Below are 20,338 nucleotides of genomic sequence, written 5' to 3' on the forward strand. Positions count from 1 at the left end.
AACATCATCGAATGTCCCAAGCACAACGGCCGCTTCGACTACCGCACCGGCGAGGCCAAGGGCGCCCCCGTCTGCGTCAACCTCAAAACCTATCCCGTCAAGGTCGAAAACGGTGCCGTTTTTATTGCGCTATAAGGGGAAAGCCATGCTGCATTTCGTCATTATCGGGGCTGGAGAGTGCGGCGCCCGCGCCGCCTTTGCGCTCAGGGAAAAGGGCTTTGACGGTGACATCACACTGATCGGCGCCGAGCCGGTTGCGCCCTATGAACGTCCGCCACTGTCGAAGGAGGGACTTGTCCTCGCGCATGAGCCGAAGTTCGTGGCCACCTTGGAACGCTATGCCGACCAGCGCATCGACCTTCGGCTCGCCACGCATGCGACCGACATCGATCCGATCGGCACGGTGGTCACACTCTCGGACGGAGAGCAACTTAGCTACGACAAACTGCTGCTGGCGACCGGTGCATCTGCGCGCAGCTTTCCCGGCATTGTGGGAACCGGCGAGCGCATTCGCATGCTCCGCACCCATGCCGATGCCACGGGGCTGCGGCCGGCGCTTCTCCCCGGCCGCCATATCGCCATCATCGGCGGCGGTTTTATCGGTCTCGAGCTGGCGGCGACGGCGCGCAAGCTTGGCGCCGATGTCACCGTGATCGAAGGCCTGCCGCGCGTCCTGAAGCGGGGCGTGCCGGAAGCGGTTGCCGAGGTGATAACGCAACGTCATCGGGACGAAGGCGTCGATATCCGCTGCGGCGAGACCATTGCGGCGGTGGAGGAAGGTGCGACCGGTGCGATTGTCCGCCTGGGCGACGGCCAGGAACTCTCCGCTGATCTCGTGCTCATCGGCATCGGTGCTCAACCGAATGTCACGCTCGCCGAGAAAGCGGGTCTTGCGGTCGACAACGGCATTGCCGTCAACGAGCGGCTGGAAACCTCTGCTGCGGATATCTACGCCGCAGGCGATTGCTGCTCCTTTCCGCTCGCACTTTATGGCGGGCGACGGGTTCGCCTGGAATCCTGGCGCAACGCACAGGAGCAGGGAACCTTGGCTGCGGCCAATTTGCTGGGCGCGGGGGACAGCATCTCGGCCGTGCCGTGGTTCTGGTCCGATCAATATGATCTGACGCTGCAAATTGCCGGCCTTGCCGATGGCGCGACGACGATGCTGAGGCGTGACCTTGGCGAAGGAGCCTTCATCCTCTTCCATCTCGATGAGACCGGCCGGCTGCTGGCGGCCAGCGGCATCGGTCGCGGCAATGCCGTCGCCCGCGATATTCGTCTCGCCGAAATGCTGATTGCCGCCCGCGCTCATCCCGATCCGGAAGCGCTGACGGCGAGCCATGTCAAACTCAAATCACTTCTTGCCGCGTGAAGAGCCCTTACCCCAGGAGTTTCCAATGAAGAAACATAATCGTGCAACGGTCGCCGACCTGCTGGCGCTCAAAGGACAGCGGCAGCTCACCATGTTGCGCGTCACCTCGCTGGAGGAAGCCGAAGCGGCGGAGAAGGCCGGGATTGATATGCTTTCCGTACCGCCGGCACTGCTTGGCCCCGTATTCCGCGAGGCTGCTCCGAGCCCCTTTGCTGTTCCTGGCCTCGAATATGGCGATTACGTCTCGGCGGAAGAGTACATGCGGGAGGCGTTCAGGGCGCTGAAGGCCGGTGGCGACGCCGTTTATTGCGCCGCCGGGCTGCAAACGATTCGGCGGATGCGCGAAGAGGGCATTCCGGTCTGCGGCCATGTCGGCCTCATTCCGTCTAAGGCGACCTGGACGGGTGGCTTTCGCGCCGTCGGCAAGACCGCGGCAAGCGCTTTCGAGATCTGGCGCCAAACCAAGGCACTGGAAGAGGCGGGCGCCTTTGCGGCGGAGATTGAAGTCGTGCCTGGCGATGTCGCTTCCGCGATCAGCGCGAACACATCGATGCTGATGATTTCCATGGGTGCCGGAAGCGGATGCGATGCCCAATATCTCTTTGCCGACGATGTGCTGGGCAGTAATCGCGGTCATAGGCCGCGTCACGCCAAGGTGTATCGCGATTTTGCGGCCGAATATGACCGGCTGCAGAATGAACGCACCGCCGCTTTCAAGGAATTTGCCGAGGACGTTCGCTCGGGCGCCTATCCGGCAAAAGGGCATCTCGTCGCAATCGACGAAGGGGAGCTACAGGCGTTTCTCCGGCTGCTTTCCGAAGGCGGTCGATAACGCCACAGGTGGCGTTTCATGATTTTTTCCAATCGGACGACATAAGATGAAAAATTTCGTACTGACCGTATCCTGCAAATCGACGCGCGGGATCGTTGCGGCGATAGCGAATTATCTGGCCGACCAGGGCTGCAATATCGTCGACTCCAGCCAGTTCGACGATCTCGATACCGGCAAGTTCTTCATGCGGGTCTCCTTCATCTCCGAGGAAGGCGTCAAGCAGGAGGCATTGGTCGAAGGTTTCAAGCCGGTCGCCGAGAAATTCGAGATGGATGCCGAGATCTACGATACCCAGAAGCGCATGAAGGTGCTCTTGATGGTGTCGCGCTTCGGCCATTGCCTCAACGACCTGCTCTATCGCTGGAAGATCGGCGCGCTGCCGATCGACATCGTCGGCGTCGTCTCCAACCATTTCGATTACCAGAAGGTGGTCGTCAACCACGACATCCCCTTCCACCACATCAAGGTGACGAAGGACAACAAGCCGCAGGCCGAAGCGCAACTGCTGGACCTCGTCGAGCAGACAGGCACCGAACTGATCGTGCTGGCCCGCTACATGCAGGTGCTGTCGGACGCCATGTGCAAGAAGATGTCGGGCAAGATCATCAACATCCACCATTCCTTCCTGCCGAGCTTCAAGGGCGCCAACCCGTACAAGCAGGCCTATGAGCGCGGCGTCAAGCTGATCGGGGCGACGGCACATTACGTCACCGGCGATCTCGACGAAGGTCCGATCATCGAGCAGGACACGGCCCGCATCACGCATGCGCAGTCTGCCGAGGATTATGTCTCGATCGGCCGCGATGTCGAAAGCCAGGTGCTGGCGCGGGCCATCCATGCCCACATCCACTACCGCACCTTCCTCAACGGCAACCGCACCATCGTCTTCCCGGCAAGCCCCGGAAGCTATGCTTCGGAGCGGATGGGGTAGGCGATGGCTGACATCATCGATGGCAAGCAGGTGGCTGCTTCGGTAATTGATGCGGTGAAGACGGCGACCGCAGCATTGGAAAAAGAGACGGGTGTGAAGACCGGCCTTGCCGTCGTCATCGTCGGCGATGATCCGGCCAGCCACACCTATGTCGGCGCCAAGGGCCGCATGGCCAAGGAATGCGGTTTTACCTCCATCCAGCATACGCTGCCGGCCGAGACGACGCAGGACGAGCTGGCAAAGCTTGTCCAGTCCCTGAACGAGGATGCCGGCATTCACGGCATCCTGGTGCAACTGCCGCTGCCGAAGCATCTAAATGCCGAAGCGATCATCCAGTCGATCCGGCCGGACAAGGATGTCGATGGCCTGCATGTCGTCAATGCCGGCAAGCTGGCAACCGGCGATCTTGCCACCGGGCTGATCTCCTGCACGCCGGCCGGCGCCATGCTGCTGGTGCGCCGCATCCATGGCGAGGACCTGTCGGGATTGAATGCCGTCGTCATCGGCCGCTCGAACCTGTTCGGCAAGCCGATGGCGCAACTGCTGCTCAATGCCAATGCGACGGTGACGACGGCCCATTCCCGCACCAAGGACCTGCCGGCGGTTGCCCGCAGTGCCGATATTCTGGTGGCGGCGGTCGGCCGGCCGGAAATGGTCAAGGCGGATTGGGTGAAGCCGGGAGCGACGGTGATCGATGTCGGCATCAACCGCATTGCCGCACCGGAACGCGGCGAGGGCAAGAGCCGGCTGGTCGGCGATGTCGCCTTTGCCGAGGCGGCGGAAGTGGCCGCCGCCATCACCCCGGTTCCGGGCGGTGTCGGGCCGATGACCATCGCCATGCTGATGGCCAATACGGTGATCGCCGCCCATCGTGCCGCCGGCAAGCCGGCGCCGCGGTTCTGAGATCACGCCACCTAAATCATATCAATCGGCCGGCGCCACGCCGGTCGAGGCACGCACGATCAGCTCGGTTTTCCAAAGCTCCTGCTCGGGAAATGTCTCGAGCTGCTTGATCTCGCCGATCAGCCGCTCGGCGATCGTTTTTCACAATGGTGCAGACAGAATGCGACAGACGCCGAATCACGCGTCTGGATCGTTCTGCGACGATTTGAAATTCGTAAACGCCGACACCAAATGCCGTTGAATAAAATGTGCTACCCGCCGCGGCACCTGACGACCCAGGTGGCAGCGTGAAGCTGATAGTTGCATATTGGTCACAGCGCCCGAAGCTTGTAGTAAGGGGACCTTCATATAATTGACAAACATACCGTTGGTTTGTAAACAAAGCTCAGGACATGAATATGTCTTGCGGTCGAAGCATCGGCCGCATCGGTAGGGTATTTCAGGGCCGTGTCGCGGGGCTGATTGGGCGGAACAAGAGGGACTCAAGCCAGCATCAAGCAGGGCAATCGCAGATCTGTTCGATCGCGTTGATGCGAGGTCAATTCTGCATGGGGTTGGTAGTGAACCTCCATGCGTGCGGAATCTCTGAAATGCATATTGCAACCAGGAGTTTAAAATGAATTTGAAAAGCCTTCTGATCAGCTCTGCTGCTTCGCTCGCAGCAGTTTCCGGGGCCCATGCCGCGGACGCTATTGTCGCTGCCGAGCCGGAGCCTCTTCAGTACGTTCGCATTTGCGACGCTTATGGTGCTGGCTACTTCTTCATTCCGGGTACCGAGACTTGCTTGAAGATCGGCGGCCAAGTTCGTACCGAAGGTGAATGGTACGATGCCTACAGCCCGACGAACAAGACCGGAACGTTGTGGCACACCCGCGCCGAGCTGAGCCTCGACACCGCAACCGACACCGAATACGGCCCTCTGAAGACCAACACGGTTCTCCGTTGGGACTGGAGTGAAGGCAATTCGACAAGCACCAAGCTGCTGTTTGCCAATATCAGCCTCGGCGGATTCACTGTCGGTAAGGCAGACTCCCAGTACAACTCGTACATCGGTTACGCCGGCGACGTCATCAACGACGACGTGATCTACGACGGCCCGTATGAACTCAACCAGTTGACCTACAACTATGACGCCGGCAACGGCTTCACGGCTGTGATCTCGGTCGAAGATAGCTACTCCAGCGGCTCGGATGCATCCTATGGAGCGAGCTGGTGGGGTGACGACAAGGCGGATCACTACGCTCCTGACGTCGTTGCCGGTGCTGGGTTCAAGTCTGGCATCTGGGGTGTCAAGGTCGTCGGCGGTTACGATTCGATCGTCGAAGAAGGTGCCGTCAAGGCTCGCGTCGACGCCGATTTCGGCGCTTTCTCTGCCTTCTTGATGGGTGGCTGGAACACGGACGGCGACAAGCTGAACAAGTACGCCGGTACGAACCTGGATCGTTCCGCTTGCCCGGCAGGCCGTCCTGATCTTTGCGGCTGGGGTGACTGGGCTGTCTGGGGTGGCGTTGGCGTTCCGATCAACGACAAGCTGAAGTGGAACCTGCAGCTCGCTTACACCGACTCCAAGATCTTCGCCGCTACGACGAACATCAAGTGGAACCCGGTCAAGAACCTGCTGATCGAACCCGAAGTCTCCTACACCGATTGGGATTCGGTCAATCAGGACCAGTGGGCTGGTATCCTGCGCTTCCAGCGTAGCTTCTAATCTGAAATTATCCGGCCCCCCTTTGCCGGGTAAGAGAAGCCTGCGGTTTCCAATCCTGCGGGCTTCTCACACTGATCGGTTGACCTCCGATCAAATACGGAAAGGGTTCGGCTTTCCCTGCCGAACCCTTTTCACTAGGCACTCCGCTGTAGCTTACCTAATGCGTCGGAAACCATGTGGTCAGGATCATTTTGATAAGAGCTTGCCCACAGGGAACCAATTCAAAATCGCCCTTATCGAGAGCCCATTCGGCGACCAATCCTCCAATGACCGCAGTCAAAGCGGAAGCGGCGGTATCTGCCGACCACGGCGGAGGCAACGGCTTGTCGGCATCCATGGAGTGGAAAATTCTCGCAAAGTGCTCCTGCATATCGTGCCGGAAAGAGTCTGTGTTTTCCGCCACGTCATCACAAAATGCCATGTCGAGATACATGATGACTTTCAGTAGCCCACGTTTGCGCGGCTCCTGCTGAATCTCTGCGAATGTCGCCGAAATCGTGTCTATGAGCAGCTCAAGCGGATTGGGCGGATGTCCTTCGGCAATTCGCTCCGCAAGTTCCTGGAAGGGCTGCTGCGCCTTGTCGCGGATCGAAAACAAGAGACCTTGCTTGTTCTTGAAATGCCAATGAACTGCGCCGCGGGTAACACCGGCCGCCGAGGCTATTTCGTCCAGCGTGACATTTTCATAGCCGTTGTCGAGAAACAGCGCCTCCGCCGAGCGTAATATCTCACGTCTGGTTTCAGCCGCTTCCTCCTTTGTGCGTCTCATTCATTCCCCTCCAATTTCCGCGCCGCGCCCCTTCAGCTCTGTCACAATAGTCATAACGTCGATTATTGTGCTTACAACACCGTTACCTTGCGCGATGTTTTCCCCGGTTATTCTACGGCTGTTGCGGCGCGCGGTCACCGACGACCGCGAAGGCGGCTGTCGTTCGAGCAAAGCCGCTCCTTCTTGGGGCGGCAAGCCCGGCTACCTGGCGGATTTCTGCGTGCTGCCGGTATATGTCCGGCTAATGTCGGTAAAGCCGCTCGATGATTCAAAATCAAACATTCTTTGGGTTACCAGAGCGGCCGCGCCGCGGGCCCAAGAATTATCTTCCCAGTCCGGAAGCAGGGGAGGTGCTGTCCTGAAGGTCCTGGCGGTCAGGGCTTCCCGAAGTGGCCCGAGAAAATGTTCGCCAAGCGAGACGGCTTCGCCGCCGGCAACGATGACTTCCGGATCCGTGACATTGACGAGATTGGCGAGCGCCGTTCCTATGCTCTTGCCGGAATGTTCGACAAGCGCGACTGCCGTCGGATCGCCGGCAGCCAAAGCGCTGCGCAGTTCAGGAAGGCCTCGATCCTCGCCATGTCCGGTTGCCTCGCGCCAACGTCGCAAGATCGACGCTTCGGAATGATATGCCATGAGACAGCCGCGTTTGCCGCATTCGCATATCCGGCCATTTTCTTCATAAAGCGTATGCCCGAACTTGCCGGCCGCACCATTTGCGCCGCGATAGAGCTTTCCTTCGATGACGAGCGCGCAGCTTATGCCGACGCCGACAGCGAGAACGGCCATATTGCGATGCTGTCTCCCCAAGCCAAAAAGTTGCTGGGCGATGGCATAGGCGTTGGTGTCGTCTTCCAGCCAGACCGGCACGTTGGCACGATTCGCCACGAGCGAGGCGAGGGGAATATTGTCCCAATTGAAGCGATGACTGCGGACGCATGCGGTCTGTTCATCATTGATAACGCCGGGCATGGAGATGCCGATCCCTGCAAGCTTGGCATGCGGTCGTCCGGCGAGCTTGACCATTTCGGGAACAGTGCTGGCCAGCAGGTCGGCAACGTAGTCCGGCTGGTGACCGGCAAGGGGTATCCGCATGGCCGCCACGGGATTGGTCGCAAGGTCTGTTGCGACGCATTCCACGGAATCCACCATCAACTTGAACCCGACCACGAGCCCGTGCTCATAATTGATCTGTACCGGGATCGGGCGCCTGCCGGTGAGGCCGGTTACGGCTTGGCCTTCGACAACGATGCCTTCCTCACAGAGATCGCCGACAACGAAGGTCACGGCTGCAGGGCTTAGCCCTGTAATTGTTGCGATATCGGCGCGACTTCGCGGCCCCTCCATGCGCAAAAGATTGAGGATCAGGCGTCGATTTAGCGCCCTTGCCGTGCTCTGGTCGCCCTTCAGCTTCACTTTTAGTTCCTTAATTTTGTAAATTAATTATTGCAGGCTCTATCGATCTATGCATAACTCCACCCGCCGATCAACTCCGGATGCGGTTTCCGCCCTGAGAATAAGCGACAAAATCGGCGCGTTAAATGCCTGACATGCATCTCGAGGGGAGGGCTTGCCAGGACGTGTTGATCGATCAACTGGGAGGAACTCCATGGTGCATTTCAAGCAAATTTTTCCGTCCACTCGCCGCAACTTCCTGAAAGGCGCAGGTGCCGTATCGGCGGCAGCTCTGGCGGGCGGCCTGTCCGCGCCCGCAATTGCCCAGGCGCAGAAAGTCACGGTGATCTCGGCGGAGAACAATGCGGAGGCGCTTGCAGCGCTGAAGAAAATCGCCGAGGCCTTCGGAAAGGAAGCCGGGGTCAGCGTCGTCATCAACAACATGGATCACGAGGCCCACAAGACAGCCATTCGCAACTACCTTGTTGCAGGGGCGCCCGACATTTGCACATGGTTTTCGGGCAATCGCATGCGTGCTTTCGTAAAGCGCGGCCTGTTCGATGATATTTCCGATCTGCTCGAGAAGGAAAAATACAAGGATGTGCTCGGTGCGACGACGGGAACGGTCACGGTCGATGGCAAGCAATATGGCCTGCCGACCGGCGGCACCCTTTGGGGGATGTTCTACCGTAAGGATGTCTTCGATCAGCATGGCCTGACTGTGCCGACGACGGCCGAGGAATTTGTGGCTTACGGCGACAAGTGCAAGGCCGCCGGCCTCACGCCGATCGCCATGGGAACCAAGGAGCTTTGGCCGGCTGCCGGCTGGTTCGATCAAATGAACCTGCGCATCAATGGCCTCGACAAGCACATGGCGCTGATGAACGGCGAGATGAGCTATCTCGACCCATCCCTGAAGCCGGTTTTCGATCAATGGGAAGGGATGATCAACAAGGAGTTCTTCACCGCCAATCATACATCGTTCGGCTGGCAGGAGGCCGCAGCGCTGCTTGCCCAGAAGAAGGCCGGCATGATGAATCTCGGCGCCTTTTTGAAGTCCGCCTTCACCGCCGAGGATTTGCCGCAACTGTCCTATGCCACTTTCCCGGTTCTGGACCCGAAGGTCGGTCACTTCGAAGAATTCTCGGTCAATTCGATCCATATTCCCGCAAACGCGAAGAACAAGCAGGGCGCGCGCGAATTCCTTGCCTATTTCTATAAACCGGAAAATCTCGCGGCCTATCTGGAGCCCGGCGGAAACGTACCACCGCGCAACGATCTTCCGCCCAGCAAGGACCCACTCGTCAACGTGGCAGTCGAGACCTTGAAGACGCTGCAGGGAGCTTCGCAGTATTACGACCGCGACAGCGACCCCGATATGGCCCAGGCCGGCCTTGTCGGCTTCCAGGAGTTCATGGCGAAGCCCGATCGGCGCGACTCTATTCTTCAGCGCCTCGAAGGGACCCGCAAGCGCATCTACAAACTCTAGTTCTCCTCCCGGCGGCCGAGGAGCGGAAGCGCGCTTCCGCTCCTTCATAACTCCAATGAGGCTCTGGATATGTTGATGATTTGGCGCCGCCAGCGTTGGTGGCTCACCCCCACTTTGCTTATTGCCCCCGCGATCCTGCTCTTTTTCACGGTGATCCTGCTGTCGGCCGTGCGGAGCGTCTGGATCAGTTTTCATGAGTGGGACGGCTTCGGCCCGATGAACTGGATCGGTTTTGGAAATTACATCGAGCTTTTCAACGACCCGCAATTTTACGTTTCGCTGAAGAACAACCTCATCTGGCTGATCATGTTCATGGCCGCGCCGCCGCTCGGGTTGGCCATAGCATTGCTGGTCAACCAGAAAATAAGAGGCATGCGCTTCCTGAAATCCCTGTTCTTCATCCCGCTGGTGCTGGCTTCGGTCACGGTGGGGGTCGTGTTCACATGGGTCTATACGCCGGAGTTCGGACTTCTTGCCCTGATCTTCAAGGCATTTGGCGCGACCGCCCCAGCCGTTCTTTCGGACGAGCATTTCGTGACGTTTGCGATCGTCATCGCAGCACTTTGGCCGCAGGTCACGTTCTGCATGGTTCTCTATCTCGCGGGGCTGAACAATCTGAGTGAGGAACTCATAGGTGCTGGCCGCGTCGACGGGGCGAGGGGATGGAACATGCTTTGGCACATCGTCCTGCCTCAACTGACGCAGGTGACCTTCATCGCCATCGCGGTGACGGTGGTCGGCGCGCTTCGATCCTTTGACATGATCTCCGTCATGACGGCCGGCGGCCCGTTCGGATCGTCTTCCGTGCTGGCCTATCAGATGTACGAGCAATCGATCTTCTCCTATCGCTTCGGCTACGGAGCGGCGATCGCATCCGTTCTCTTCGTGATCATGGCCGCATTCATCGCCTGGTACCTGTCACGCATCATTCGCACAGAAGAGAGAGGTGGCTGATGTATCCTCGCCCTATTCCGGAAACAGCCATCTGGCAGCGACGGTTTTATGTGCTGGCGGTGCTGCTTGTTCTCCTGCTTTGGCTCTGCCCTCTGTTTGCGATCATCCTGACGTCGTTCCGTTCGACGACCGATGTCATGAGTGGCAATCTGTGGGGGTGGCCGACCGAGCTTGGTCTGATCGATAATTATACCGCGGTCTTCACCCAGACCCCGATGGCCCAGTATTTCCTGAACAGCCTAACGATTACCATTCCTTCGGTAATCGGCGTCCTGGTTCTGAGCACGCTCGCGGGCTTTGTTCTCTCCCGCTACCGCTTTCCGGGCAATATGCTGATCTTTGCGCTCTTCGTCGGCGGCAATTTCCTGCCGCACCAGATCATGATGATCCCCGTGCGCGATCTTATGGTGCGGCTGAATCTGATCGATACGACGGCGGCGCTGATCATCTTCCACGTTGCCTTCCAGACAGGATTTGCGACGCTTTTCATGCGGAATTTCATCGCGGCCTTGCCCGATGAACTCTTTCAGGCTGCCCGCGCGGAAGGCGCGACACCTTTCCAGACGCTGATACATGTTGCGGTGCCGCTGGTCCGGCCGGCTCTCGCGGCGTTGGCCATTCTGATCTTTACGTTCATCTGGAACGACTACTTCTGGGCGGTGGTGCTGACGGTCAGCGACTCCGTGAAGCCCGTGACTGCCGGTCTGGCCAATCTGCGCGGGGAATGGGTTTCGGCATGGAACCTCATCTCGGCAGGCACGATCGTCGTCGCGGTGCCGCCTGTCGTCATGTTCTTCCTCATGCAGCGCCATTTCATCGCCGGTCTGACCATGGGGGCCGTCAAAGGATGAGCGAGACGGCATTTCCTTTCCCAAAACTCAAGAGCCCAACAGCAGAGAGCCAGGAAGCATGACCAGCCTCGAACTGCGACAGATCAACAAGAACTACGGTGCATACCATGCATTGCGTGGGATCGACCTTGCCGTCGAGCAGGGCGAATTCATCGTCATGGTCGGACCGTCCGGCTGCGGCAAGTCGACCCTGCTTAAGACCATTGCCGGTCTGGAAGGGATTTCGTCCGGCCAGATCCTGATCAATGGCCGCGACGTCAGCAAGGAAGAGCCGGGGGATCGTGGCATCGCCATGGTTTTCCAGTCCTATGCCCTTTACCCGCATATGACCGTGGCGGAGAACATGGGCTTTGGCCTGCGCATGGCCAAGCGGCCGAAGCCAGAAATCGATGCCGCCGTCGCGCGCGCCGCGAAGATCCTGCGCATCACCGATCAGCTTGAGAAGCGGCCCAAGCAATTATCCGGCGGCCAGCGGCAGCGCGTTGCCATCGGCCGTGCCATTACCCGTTCTCCGGACGTGTTCCTCTTCGATGAACCACTCTCGAATCTCGACGCGGCGCTGAGGACGCAGATGCGCGTCGAATTGAGCAGTCTGCATACGGAACTCGGCGCGACCATGGTCTACGTAACCCACGATCAGGTGGAGGCCATGACCATGGCGAGCCGGATCGTGGTGTTGAACCAGGGTGTGATCGAACAGGTAGGCTCACCGCTGGAGCTCTACAGAAATCCCGAAAATCTCTTCGTGGCGGGTTTTCTTGGAGCCCCGAGAATGAACTTCCTTGCCGTGACCGTGGACGAAGTCTCCGGCCGACAGGTCCGGGTTTCGGCTCCCGGCATCGTCCCATTGACCGTCGAATTGTCCGATGGAGTGGCGCTGCAAAAGGGCGCCGATCTGACGCTGGGTGTCCGGCCGGAAAACATATCGATCGTCACAGACGTCGCGCATGGTGGCGCGATCGAAGGGCAGGTGCAACTGGTTGAGCACCTCGGTCGCGAGACCATCCTCTATGTCGATGCCGGCAGCCTGCGTACCATCGCCTCGGAAAGCGGCACCGGAAATATCACCGTCCAGCTTAGCTATGTCGCGCCGTTCACATCTGGCCAGGCTGTGGCTCTGAAGCTCGACGCCAGGGAGCTTTATCTCTTCTCATCGAACGGCGGACGCACGATCAGCGCTCGCAAAACCATCATCGACAAATGAATTCGGGAAATAAGACCGTGTCTGACAAGAACATTGCTGCGACGCCATCCGCTTGGAATACCGTTAAGACCGACCGCTTTCTCGTCGGCGCCCCCCATTACCCCGAGCATGTCGACGAAAGCTACTGGGAGCGCGATGCCGAGCGCATGGCGAAGGCGGGCTTCAATGTGGTGAGAATGGCGGAATTCGCCTGGCATATCCTCGAGCCCAGGCTCGGCACCTTTGATTTTGATCTGTTCGACCGCGCCATAACCATGCTCGGGCGATACGGGATCGATACCATCATGTGCACGCCGACGGCCACGCCGCCGCGCTGGCTGACCGTTGCCCATCCGGAGATCCTGCGCGTGGACGGCAAAGGCCGTCCCATGAGCCATGGATCGCGTCAGCATTGCGATACGGCAAGTCCCGTCTTCCGCGAACACAGCCGCCGCATCACCAAGGCAATGGCCGAACATTATCGGGACAATCCGCATGTTGTCGGCTGGCAGACCGACAATGAGCTAAACACGAGCATGCCGGAGAGCTATTCAAAGGCGACATTGAGCGAATTTCAGATCTTTCTCGCCGAGAAGTACGGCGATATCGGCAAGCTGAACGCTGCATGGGGCGGTGACTTCTGGGCAACTGCCTATGACAGTTTCGACCAGGTCGTGCTTCCGATCGAATTCGGCCCGACCTTCCCCAGTCCCGGCCATGTGCAGGATTACCACCGCTTCCTCGCATTTGCGACCGCACGGTTCCAGCACGATCAGGTCGAAATTCTTCGGGCCACGAACCCGTCGTGGTTCGTCTTCCATAATCTCGGCGGCCTGCGGGATATCGACTTCCGCGGCCAGTTCACCACGGATCTCGATTTCGTCGGCTACGACATCTATCCGATGCTCTACGATGAGTTTCAGCGCATCGGAAATCACGCAAAGGTTCAGGCACTGCACCTGGATATATGCCGCGGCTTTTCGGGGAACTACATCGTGCCGGAGCAACAGTCCGGCTTCGGCAGCCAGCCGGGCTTCTGCACGCTGACGCCAGAGCCGGGCGAGCTTCGGCGCATGGCCATGTCATCGGTCGCACACGGCGCGGACGGACTGATGTTCTTCCGCTGGCGGCCGGCCCATTTCGGCGCCGAGATCTACTGGATGGGCATCATCGACCACGACGACGTCGGGCGCCATCGCTATGAGGAAGCCAAGCAGTTTGCGACCGAAATGACGGCGCTGAAGGACAAGATCCTTGGCACCTACGTGCGTATGGATGTGGGCATTGCCGGTTCGGATTTCGACAATCAGGAAGCCCATAAGACCTACGCAATCGGACTGCCAAGCCCGCAAGACGATGCGGTTCTGCTGCACCAGTATTGCTACGATCGCGGCATCGCTTGCGGCTTCATCCATCCCGAGGATGATCTGTCGAAGCTGAAGCTGTTCTACGTTCCGCATTGGGTGATGTGGAAGGATGAATGGACTGAAAAACTCAAAGCTTTTGCGGAGCAGGGCGGCACAGTCGTTATCGGCGCACGCACCGGAACGCGGAATGAGGACAATCACGTCATCCGGCAGACGGCCCCGGGCACGTCTCTTTCCAACCTCACCGGCGTACGGGTCGAAGACTTCGGTCGTCTCGCTGCGCCGGGCGCCAACGGACTGTTCGACGTGATGGAGCGATCCGGGGGCCTGGTGGTGCCGCCAAACAAGCCCGCTGAATCCCATCGCAGGACGCGCCGTTTCAAGATCGGCAACCAGGAACTGCCCGCCGGACACTTCTACGAAAACCTCTTGGTCGACCCGGATGTCGAGGTCGTCTCCGCCTGGTCCAATCGCTATGCGGACGGTCTGCCCATGGCGACGTCGCGCAAGGTTGGCAAGGGTCAAGTCGTCTATGTCGGCACCTATCTCACGCCCGAGCTGACGGCTGCACTGGCCGAACGGCTCTTCCCGGCGGCCGGTGTGCAGCCGCTTGTGGACGATCTTCCTGCTGGCGTCGAGGTCACCATGCGCATGAATGACGAGCGCAGGCTGCTGTTCATCCAGAACTACACCGATCAGCCCACAAGCCTCACCGCCGTGGCGCCCGGCAAGAACCTTCTCGACAATGGAAAGGCTGTCGCCGGCGGGCTCGATCTGGATGGCTATGACTGCGCCATCATTGAATTGGAGCACTGAGCCCGTTTGCAGGACCCGGCCGGACCGCCGCCGATTTTTTGCCGACACACAGCAATCGGTTGGCGGTCGTGTCGAGGCAATCGGCGCGCGCTTCGTGCGCCGAGCGAGATCAGCGCGTCAGGTTCTCAATCGGAACCCGCAAATGAATTCGAAGCCCTTCCGGCCTCCATTCCCGTGTGATCGATCCGTTGAGCGAACCTTCGACGGTCACCCGCTCAAGCTGGGATCCGAAGCCTGAGCTCGGTCCAGGCGCTGTAACAGCCGGGCCGCCGGTTTCAGTCCAGATGAGGTTGAGCTCGCCGTCCGTCGCTAGGTCGATTCTGATTTGTCCCTCTGGGAGGGAAAGCGCCCCGTATTTGATCGCGTTGGTGGCGAATTCATGTAACAGCAATGCCAAGGATGTCAGCGCGGAGCCCCCAACCGGCGCATCCGATCCATGAATCTGTATCCTCTGCCGGTCATCCTCCCGATGAACGGCAAGAACCGCGTCAAAGAGGGAAAAGAGAGTCGTCGACGATCGAGCGGCTACATCTCCGGAAAGATCCGGCAATGTCAGATCATGAGCGCGAGCCAAGGAGACGATCCGTTTGCGCAGATTGTCGGCGAGATCCTGCGCACTCGTGGCCGAACGCTGGCTCATCGTGATCAATGCATTGGTGATTGCGAACAGATTCTTGATGCGATGGTTCATCTCCCGCAGGAGCAGCGTCTGGCGTTCGTGTTCACGTTTGCGCTCGGAAATGTCCCGCGCGATTTTCGACGCTCCGATGATCGAGCCGTCCTGATTGCGGATCGGCGACACGGTGAGGGAGACATCGACCAGGCTGCCATCCTTGCGTCGGCGCACCGTCTCATAGTGATCGACCCGTTCGCCTCGGCGGATTCGCCCGATGATCGTTGTTTCCTCGTGAAGTCGCTCATCCGGGATCAGAATGGTAATCGGCTGGCCGATCATTTCTGCCGCCGTAAATCCGAACAGGCGTTCGGCGCCCCGGTTCCAGCTTGTGATGATGCCGCCAAGGGTCTTGCTGATGATCGCGTCATCGGAATTTTCAACGATGGCGACCAGCCAGGCATCCGCCGAAGGTGCCTGCGGTCCAAATTGCTGGGTGAGATTCTCGCTCAAGCTTCTACTCGGAGTAGGTTCGTCTTCGTTCGCTGCCCCCTCGGAATCTGATGCTGACACGGAGACCAAAGAAACCGTTTCGTCAGCCGCCATCGCCTTTCCTTTCCCCATCATCATCTCCCGGACGGTAGAGGTCGCATGGGCCCCACCCTATCCACACGCCAAGGTAGCCACAACCAATATTATCGCCGCTCTATGGTCCAACGCCGCTGTTGCCGTGTCTTGATATCGAGGCTGCGTGGATTCGGCGCGTCACCTGCGATCGGCCGCTGATTATACCCCTTCGGCAATCGCAGTCACGTGATTGGCGGAGCGATGGGAAGAGCTTTGGGAACAACCGGTTTCCGCAGATGTTCGATACACGCTCCAACCGCATGCTCGGATCGCCAAATGTCCTATTCAGGGACGCGGACCATGCCGGCTCTCGCCGCTTCGAACTATGATATCGATGGCGGGAGTGCATCGAGGACGTCCAGAATGACGACTGTCGGCAGAGGTGCATAGGATCTGAGTTTGGTCATGCCATCCGTTCCGACCAATACCATTTCGAATTCGTCGTTTTCCGGACCTTGCAGATCGCGGCGTATATCGTCGGCATTGAGTTCGTACGGTTCCTCGAAGAGCTGAAAGACTCCGCCGCCGGCGACCCTCAGCACGGTCACGTTACGATCGGTCAGGTTCTTTTCATGATGTAGAAGCTCCTCCTCCTGCCTGATCGGCCGGTCATCGTTGGAGTCCTCGAAGATCACGAGGACGTTGCACCTGTTCCGAAACGATGCGAGGCTGGGACAGGGATCATCTAATTTGCCACCCGCCCCGGCGAATTCTCTGAACAGAGACCTGAGCATCGGAAATTCTCCTTGTGGAAGTGCAGCCCAGTGTTGCTGGGTGAAAATCAAGCCATGAGGCGTCAGGAATATAAATCCATCAGCAGCTCGTCTTGTTCCCGCCAGTTCGTCTCTTGGATCGTGCCCGGCCTCGGTCACTTCATGCCTCACAAAAAATCTGTCCCTGAAGGTTGAGGCTGCCTCGCATGCGCGCAACGCGCCGCTCGGCGTCGGCTATGTCATATGCCCAAAAGCTGACGCTGAAGATCCTGCCGTCGAACTCATAGTCGGCGAGGAAGGAAAACATATGCAGCCCGAAGTCGTCGACGGTGCGAAACTCGGCCTCCGGATTGCTCTCCTCCCGCCAAGCCTTCGAAAACTTGATAACGGTCATCACCGAAACTCCTGTTCTATTCGGTTTATTCGACCAAACCCCTCAGGGGGGCGTTTGTTGCCTATGGAAGCGGCAAGCATAGGGTCCGCGACTTCGGTTGTATGGATCGCAATCAAAATGCCGAGGGGCGGGAACAATGGCTGGCTTGCCAGCTTAGACCGGGTAGTCACGACAAAGAGGAGGCTGAGATGAGCGCATCTCAAACGACGACGGAACACGACAAAATCCGTAATTGGGTGAAAGCCAGGAATGGCCGCCCAGCCCGGGTCAAAGGTGCGAAGAAGGGCGGAATTTTGCGGATTGATTTCGGCAAGCCTGAAGAGACGCTCGAAGAGATTTCCTAGGAGGAATTTTTCCGGATATTCGACGAGAACGAACTCGCCTTTCTTTACCAGGATAAGACGGAAAGCGGCGACACAAGCTGGTTCACGAAATTCGTCAGTCGCCATTGATAGGCAAGGCGGAATGGATTTTGCCTGGGGAAGGGAGCCGGCACTTACACATAAGACGCGTCTTGGCCGCCGCAGCCTCGGCTGCGGCGGGTAATAATGATTGGGAGGATTTGTTCGGCTTATTGCGACGCAACTCTCGCAAAAGCGGAATGTTCCCACGGCCGCGCGGAAATATGATTGATGCCATTAAGATTGGAACTTCGCGCAGAAACGCTCCTCCGGACTTGCAGGGGAACAATGAGAACGCGCAGGGGTTCGACTATGAAGCCGATATTCGACGCGGCCGCAGATCTTTGCCGCAATGAGCAGGTGAAGAAAGCCTGTCGAAAGAACGGCTATCCCCAACAGTAAAAGGAGAATGTCATGGCTTTGACATTGATCAGCAAAGCCTTTGCGCAGGATCAGCCGATCCCCCGGAAATATGCGCGAGCGGGCGAGAACCTTTTTCCGCCGCTTGCCTGGAGCGGCGCTCCAAATGGAACCAGGAGTTTCGCTCTGATCGTCGAAGATCCGGACGCTCCGAGCGGCACCTTTCGCCACTGCGGCATCGCCAACATCCCGGCGCAATGGACCGATCTCACCGAAAGCGCCGATACGGCGCCGGATAGGGCGACGCGGTTCTACAGGAATGATTTCGGCAATGCTCGCTACGACGGCCCGCAACCGCCGCCCGGCGATCGTCCTCATCACTACATTTTCCGCCTTGTAGCCCTCGACGTCCCGAGGCTTTCGATTCCCGATGCTGCCGGCATAGGTGCGATGTGGGCTGAGGCGAAGAAGCATGTGCTCGCGGAAGCGAGCGTCACAGGCACGTACCAGACGCAATAGCCCAAAGGAGACGGCAATGCATTTGGATAGCAAGATGCAGCAATGCGTCGAAAACTGCCTGCGCTGCTACAGCGTTTGTTTGTCCACGGCGATGAACCATTGCCTGGAAGCCGGTGGCGAGCATACCGAGCCGCAGCATTTCAGGTTGATGATGGCTTGTGCGGAGATATGCCGCACGTCGGCACATTTCATGCTGATCGCTTCAAGGCACCATCTGCATGTTTGCCGCGAATGCGCGGAGATCTGCGCTGAATGTGCTGCCGATTGTGAACGGATCGGCGATATGGCGGAGTGTACTGACGCCTGCCGTAAGTGCGCCGAGACCTGCCGGCAGATGGCGGGCACGTAAGATCGCGGCTTCGCCGGAACACAGGTGAGGCGAAAATGAATGACGATAAGAAGACAGACCAGAAGCGAGCGGAACCTCCGACATTCGCGGCTCAAGATGTCCGGCAGGGCGAGATCATTCTGAAGCGCCGTTGGCAGCGTCTGGTTTTCATCGGTGGCCTGGTGGCCGTGGTTCTCGTCATCCTGCTGCTGCGATTTGCCGGGTGAGGAGAAAGGTAATGGCGCGTGCAGCGCAAAGGCGGTGCCTCAGGCGCGCGCTTGCCATGCTTTCCAATGCGCCATGCATTCATTTGAACGTGTAAAAGATCGCTTTAGTCTCTTGAATCTCAAGCGCCTTATCCGTTTTCAGATGATCCGAAGACGGGATGCTCTACTGCCAGAGGACCATTAATCGAAGGAGGTCCACGATGCCTGCGAAATCGAAGTCTCAACAGAAGGCCGCCGGTGCGGCCCTTGCCGCCAAACGCGGCGAAAAGAAAAAGAGCGAATTGAAAGGCGCTTCCAAGAGCATGGTCGATTCCATGAGCGAGAAGGAACTTCACGACATGGCGTCCACCAAGCGGAAGGGAAAGCCGGAGCACGCCTCGAAGTCCTGAGCCGGATAACGCAACTCAAGGGCGCGTGCGGTGAAGCCTTATTGGTTCGCAAGCAAATAGACGACAAGCTGGTCATTGACGGATGTTTCCAGGAAGTGATGGCCGTATATTGCTTGCCGCCGACTCGTTGTTGCTCTCTGCACTCACTCCAGCTCTTCCAGCCAGCGCAGCACCGCCACCTCGTCTTCATCCAGCCATTTCAGAATGCTGGAATTCTTCCTCACTTTCGTCTCGGCGATTTTCGCCAGGCTGCCATTCTCGAAACCGTCGAACACGCCTGGATGTATGTAGGATCCGCGGCAGACGGCGCGCGTGTTCACAAGCTTCCCTGCCACTGCATCGATGATTTCGTTGATCTGCCTTGCCCGCACTGCGGCGCAGCTGCCGGGTTCGATGATCGCCAGTGCCGAAGCTGCCATCCGCGTGGCGCCCCAGATCCGGAATTGCCGTGAGCTGAAGTTGCCAGCCGCGGCCTCGCGAATATAGGCATTGACGTCTTGCGAGCGGATCGGGTGGAGAACACCGTTCTCATCGACATATTGGAACAGTTGCTGGCCCGGCAGTTCCTGCAGCATGCGTATGGCGCGTATGATGCGGCGGTCGGTGTAGCTCAATCGCCATTCCTTGCCGGATTTGCCCTTGAAGCGAAACTGCAGGCGCGATCCAACCAGTTTGACATGCCTGCTGCGCAAGGTGGTCAGCCCATAGGAGCCATTTTCCATCGCATAGGCCTCGTTGCCGATGCGGATGAAAAGCTTGTCCATCAGCCAGACGACGGTGGCGAGCGCCTTGGCCAATCCGGGCTTCCTGCGGCGGAGATCGATATCGATCCGTTTGCGGATATCAGGCAATGCCCGAGCGAATTCCACCAGTTGCGCGAATTTTTCCCGATCGCGCTCCGCAATCCAATTCGGATGATAACGATATTGTTTCCGCCCCCTGGCATCGCGGCCGACGGCTTGCAAATGCGATCTCGGATCGGGCGAAATAATGACGTCGGTATAAGCGGGGGGAATGACGAGTGCGGCAAAGCGCTCGAGTTCCGCCTCATCGTTGATCCGGTTTCCCCGCTGATCGTAATAGAGAAAGCCTTTTTTGCCCTTCCTGCGGGTAATCCCGCTATCCAACGCCGCGAGGTAAACGACTTCAGATTCGTCTCCCATTGTTGATGGGGCTTTCGAACCGGTTGCCTCGGGT

21 protein-coding genes and 2 pseudogenes are annotated in these 20,338 nt (G+C 58.6%); 16 read left to right on the forward strand and 7 right to left on the reverse strand.

The genetic code is table 11. From position 1 onward, the window contains the following. From ACXHXG_RS21685 to folD, 5 genes are all read left to right on the forward strand, one after another. Nucleotides 1-135 (forward strand): Rieske 2Fe-2S domain-containing protein (locus ACXHXG_RS21685; RefSeq protein ID WP_457900899.1); only part of this gene is annotated, 135 nt, incomplete at its 5' end. Nucleotides 136-145: 10 nt separating this feature from the next. Next, nucleotides 146-1,372 (forward strand): NAD(P)/FAD-dependent oxidoreductase, encoded by a 1,227-nt coding sequence (locus ACXHXG_RS21690; RefSeq protein ID WP_457900694.1) that lies wholly within the window; start codon nt 146-148, stop codon nt 1,370-1,372. Between the two features lie 25 nt (nt 1,373-1,397). Beyond that, a complete protein-coding gene (locus ACXHXG_RS21695) occupies nt 1,398-2,204 on the forward strand; it encodes a 3-methyl-2-oxobutanoate hydroxymethyltransferase (RefSeq protein ID WP_104826550.1) in 807 nt (268 codons plus the stop codon). 46 nt (nt 2,205-2,250) lie between these two features. Then, nucleotides 2,251-3,135, forward strand: coding sequence for a formyltetrahydrofolate deformylase (gene purU / locus ACXHXG_RS21700; protein ID WP_285169117.1), 885 nt, complete (start codon nt 2,251-2,253; stop codon nt 3,133-3,135). Between the two features lie 3 nt (nt 3,136-3,138). Beyond that, the gene (gene folD, locus ACXHXG_RS21705) at nt 3,139-4,038 is read left to right on the forward strand and encodes a bifunctional methylenetetrahydrofolate dehydrogenase/methenyltetrahydrofolate cyclohydrolase FolD (RefSeq protein WP_104826552.1); all 900 of its coding nucleotides are present in this window, start codon (nt 3,139-3,141) and stop codon (nt 4,036-4,038) included. Between the two features lie 21 nt (nt 4,039-4,059). Here the strand turns inward: folD and ACXHXG_RS21710 are convergent. Continuing rightward, nucleotides 4,060-4,173: pseudogene (locus tag ACXHXG_RS21710) on the reverse strand (transcriptional regulator); the annotation flags it as partial. 481 nt (nt 4,174-4,654) lie between these two features. On the opposite strand from ACXHXG_RS21710, the gene ACXHXG_RS21715 reads away from it, so the two are divergent. After that, a complete protein-coding gene (locus ACXHXG_RS21715; protein WP_104826553.1) occupies nt 4,655-5,746 on the forward strand; it encodes a porin in 1,092 nt (363 codons plus the stop codon). Between the two features lie 157 nt (nt 5,747-5,903). On the opposite strand, the gene ACXHXG_RS21720 is transcribed toward ACXHXG_RS21715, so the two are convergent. Then, nucleotides 5,904-6,515, reverse strand: a complete 612-nt coding sequence (locus tag ACXHXG_RS21720) for a TetR family transcriptional regulator (protein ID WP_457900695.1) — start codon at nt 6,513-6,515, stop codon at nt 5,904-5,906. A 201-nt stretch (nt 6,516-6,716) separates the two neighbouring features. Next, entirely contained in the window at nt 6,717-7,931 is a 1,215-nt protein-coding gene (locus tag ACXHXG_RS21725; protein ID WP_457900696.1) for an ROK family protein, read from the reverse strand. A 193-nt stretch (nt 7,932-8,124) separates the two neighbouring features. Here ACXHXG_RS21725 and ACXHXG_RS21730 point away from each other — a divergent pair, with 193 nt between their 5' ends. The 5 genes from ACXHXG_RS21730 (at nt 8,125) to ACXHXG_RS21750 (ending at nt 14,570) form a co-directional block, all read left to right on the forward strand. Beyond that, nucleotides 8,125-9,399, forward strand: a complete 1,275-nt coding sequence (locus tag ACXHXG_RS21730) for an ABC transporter substrate-binding protein (protein ID WP_457900697.1) — start codon at nt 8,125-8,127, stop codon at nt 9,397-9,399. Between the two features lie 69 nt (nt 9,400-9,468). Continuing rightward, nucleotides 9,469-10,353, forward strand: coding sequence for a carbohydrate ABC transporter permease (locus tag ACXHXG_RS21735; RefSeq protein ID WP_457900698.1), 885 nt, complete (start codon nt 9,469-9,471; stop codon nt 10,351-10,353). Then, nucleotides 10,353-11,204 (forward strand): carbohydrate ABC transporter permease, encoded by an 852-nt coding sequence (locus ACXHXG_RS21740; RefSeq protein ID WP_260304982.1) that lies wholly within the window; start codon nt 10,353-10,355, stop codon nt 11,202-11,204. The genes ACXHXG_RS21735 and ACXHXG_RS21740 overlap by 1 nt, the downstream gene beginning before the upstream one ends. A gap of 58 nt (nt 11,205-11,262) precedes the next feature. Further along, on the forward strand, nt 11,263-12,408 hold the full coding sequence (locus ACXHXG_RS21745; RefSeq protein ID WP_260304983.1) for an ABC transporter ATP-binding protein: 1,146 nt from the start codon (nt 11,263-11,265) through the stop codon (nt 12,406-12,408). A gap of 17 nt (nt 12,409-12,425) precedes the next feature. Then, on the forward strand, nt 12,426-14,570 hold the full coding sequence (locus tag ACXHXG_RS21750) for a beta-galactosidase (protein ID WP_457900699.1): 2,145 nt from the start codon (nt 12,426-12,428) through the stop codon (nt 14,568-14,570). A gap of 109 nt (nt 14,571-14,679) precedes the next feature. Here the strand turns inward: ACXHXG_RS21750 and ACXHXG_RS21755 are convergent, their stop codons facing one another. The 3 genes from ACXHXG_RS21755 to ACXHXG_RS21765 form a co-directional block, all read right to left on the reverse strand. Then, nucleotides 14,680-15,696, reverse strand: a complete 1,017-nt coding sequence (locus tag ACXHXG_RS21755; RefSeq protein WP_457900700.1) for a PAS domain S-box protein — start codon at nt 15,694-15,696, stop codon at nt 14,680-14,682. Nucleotides 15,697-16,133: 437 nt separating this feature from the next. Next, nucleotides 16,134-16,682, reverse strand: a complete 549-nt coding sequence (locus ACXHXG_RS21760; protein ID WP_457900701.1) for a DUF4174 domain-containing protein — start codon at nt 16,680-16,682, stop codon at nt 16,134-16,136. Between the two features lies 1 nt (nt 16,683). Then, nucleotides 16,684-16,917 carry a hypothetical protein gene (locus ACXHXG_RS21765; protein WP_457900702.1) on the reverse strand — a complete coding sequence of 78 codons (234 nt, stop codon included), beginning with the start codon at nt 16,915-16,917 and terminating at the stop codon, nt 16,684-16,686. Nucleotides 16,918-17,105: 188 nt separating this feature from the next. On the opposite strand from ACXHXG_RS21765, the pseudogene ACXHXG_RS21770 reads away from it, so the two are divergent. From ACXHXG_RS21770 to ACXHXG_RS21790, 5 genes and pseudogenes are all read left to right on the forward strand, one after another. Next, nucleotides 17,106-17,369: pseudogene (locus ACXHXG_RS21770) on the forward strand (hypothetical protein). A 363-nt stretch (nt 17,370-17,732) separates the two neighbouring features. Continuing rightward, nucleotides 17,733-18,197: a YbhB/YbcL family Raf kinase inhibitor-like protein gene (locus ACXHXG_RS21775; protein WP_457900703.1), complete on the forward strand. Its 465-nt coding sequence runs from the start codon at nt 17,733-17,735 to the stop codon at nt 18,195-18,197. A gap of 16 nt (nt 18,198-18,213) precedes the next feature. Then, nucleotides 18,214-18,546 carry a four-helix bundle copper-binding protein gene (locus tag ACXHXG_RS21780; protein ID WP_457900704.1) on the forward strand — a complete coding sequence of 111 codons (333 nt, stop codon included), beginning with the start codon at nt 18,214-18,216 and terminating at the stop codon, nt 18,544-18,546. A gap of 35 nt (nt 18,547-18,581) precedes the next feature. Further along, a complete protein-coding gene (locus ACXHXG_RS21785; RefSeq protein WP_457900705.1) occupies nt 18,582-18,752 on the forward strand; it encodes a hypothetical protein in 171 nt (56 codons plus the stop codon). Nucleotides 18,753-18,952: 200 nt separating this feature from the next. Then, complete coding sequence (locus ACXHXG_RS21790) at nt 18,953-19,141, forward strand: DUF3008 family protein (protein WP_260304992.1); 189 nt, start codon at nt 18,953-18,955, stop codon at nt 19,139-19,141. A 143-nt stretch (nt 19,142-19,284) separates the two neighbouring features. Here ACXHXG_RS21790 and ACXHXG_RS21795 read toward each other — a convergent pair whose 3' ends face one another. Continuing rightward, entirely contained in the window at nt 19,285-20,304 is a 1,020-nt protein-coding gene (locus ACXHXG_RS21795; protein WP_457900706.1) for a DNA topoisomerase IB, read from the reverse strand. Nucleotides 20,305-20,338: the final 34 nt, after the last annotated feature.

The organism is Rhizobium sp. LEGMi-198b, assembly GCF_054114205.1.

What these genes read in the sequence shown, in the direction of transcription:
- ACXHXG_RS21690 (WP_457900694.1), top strand. Translation starts at nt 146, where the DNA reads ATGCTGCATTTCGTCATTATCGGGGCTGGAGAGTGCGGCGCCCGCGCC.
- ACXHXG_RS21695 (WP_104826550.1), top strand. Translation starts at nt 1,398, where the DNA reads ATGAAGAAACATAATCGTGCAACGGTCGCCGACCTGCTGGCGCTCAAA.
- purU (WP_285169117.1), top strand. Translation starts at nt 2,251, where the DNA reads ATGAAAAATTTCGTACTGACCGTATCCTGCAAATCGACGCGCGGGATC.
- folD (WP_104826552.1), top strand. Translation starts at nt 3,139, where the DNA reads ATGGCTGACATCATCGATGGCAAGCAGGTGGCTGCTTCGGTAATTGAT.
- ACXHXG_RS21715 (WP_104826553.1), top strand. Translation starts at nt 4,655, where the DNA reads ATGAATTTGAAAAGCCTTCTGATCAGCTCTGCTGCTTCGCTCGCAGCA.
- ACXHXG_RS21720 (WP_457900695.1), bottom strand. Translation starts at nt 6,515, where the DNA reads ATGAGACGCACAAAGGAGGAAGCGGCTGAAACCAGACGTGAGATATTA.
- ACXHXG_RS21730 (WP_457900697.1), top strand. Translation starts at nt 8,125, where the DNA reads ATGGTGCATTTCAAGCAAATTTTTCCGTCCACTCGCCGCAACTTCCTG.
- ACXHXG_RS21735 (WP_457900698.1), top strand. Translation starts at nt 9,469, where the DNA reads ATGTTGATGATTTGGCGCCGCCAGCGTTGGTGGCTCACCCCCACTTTG.
- ACXHXG_RS21740 (WP_260304982.1), top strand. Translation starts at nt 10,353, where the DNA reads ATGTATCCTCGCCCTATTCCGGAAACAGCCATCTGGCAGCGACGGTTT.
- ACXHXG_RS21745 (WP_260304983.1), top strand. Translation starts at nt 11,263, where the DNA reads ATGACCAGCCTCGAACTGCGACAGATCAACAAGAACTACGGTGCATAC.
- ACXHXG_RS21765 (WP_457900702.1), bottom strand. Translation starts at nt 16,917, where the DNA reads ATGACCGTTATCAAGTTTTCGAAGGCTTGGCGGGAGGAGAGCAATCCG.
- ACXHXG_RS21775 (WP_457900703.1), top strand. Translation starts at nt 17,733, where the DNA reads ATGGCTTTGACATTGATCAGCAAAGCCTTTGCGCAGGATCAGCCGATC.
- ACXHXG_RS21780 (WP_457900704.1), top strand. Translation starts at nt 18,214, where the DNA reads ATGCATTTGGATAGCAAGATGCAGCAATGCGTCGAAAACTGCCTGCGC.
- ACXHXG_RS21785 (WP_457900705.1), top strand. Translation starts at nt 18,582, where the DNA reads ATGAATGACGATAAGAAGACAGACCAGAAGCGAGCGGAACCTCCGACA.
- ACXHXG_RS21790 (WP_260304992.1), top strand. Translation starts at nt 18,953, where the DNA reads ATGCCTGCGAAATCGAAGTCTCAACAGAAGGCCGCCGGTGCGGCCCTT.
- ACXHXG_RS21795 (WP_457900706.1), bottom strand. Translation starts at nt 20,304, where the DNA reads ATGGGAGACGAATCTGAAGTCGTTTACCTCGCGGCGTTGGATAGCGGG.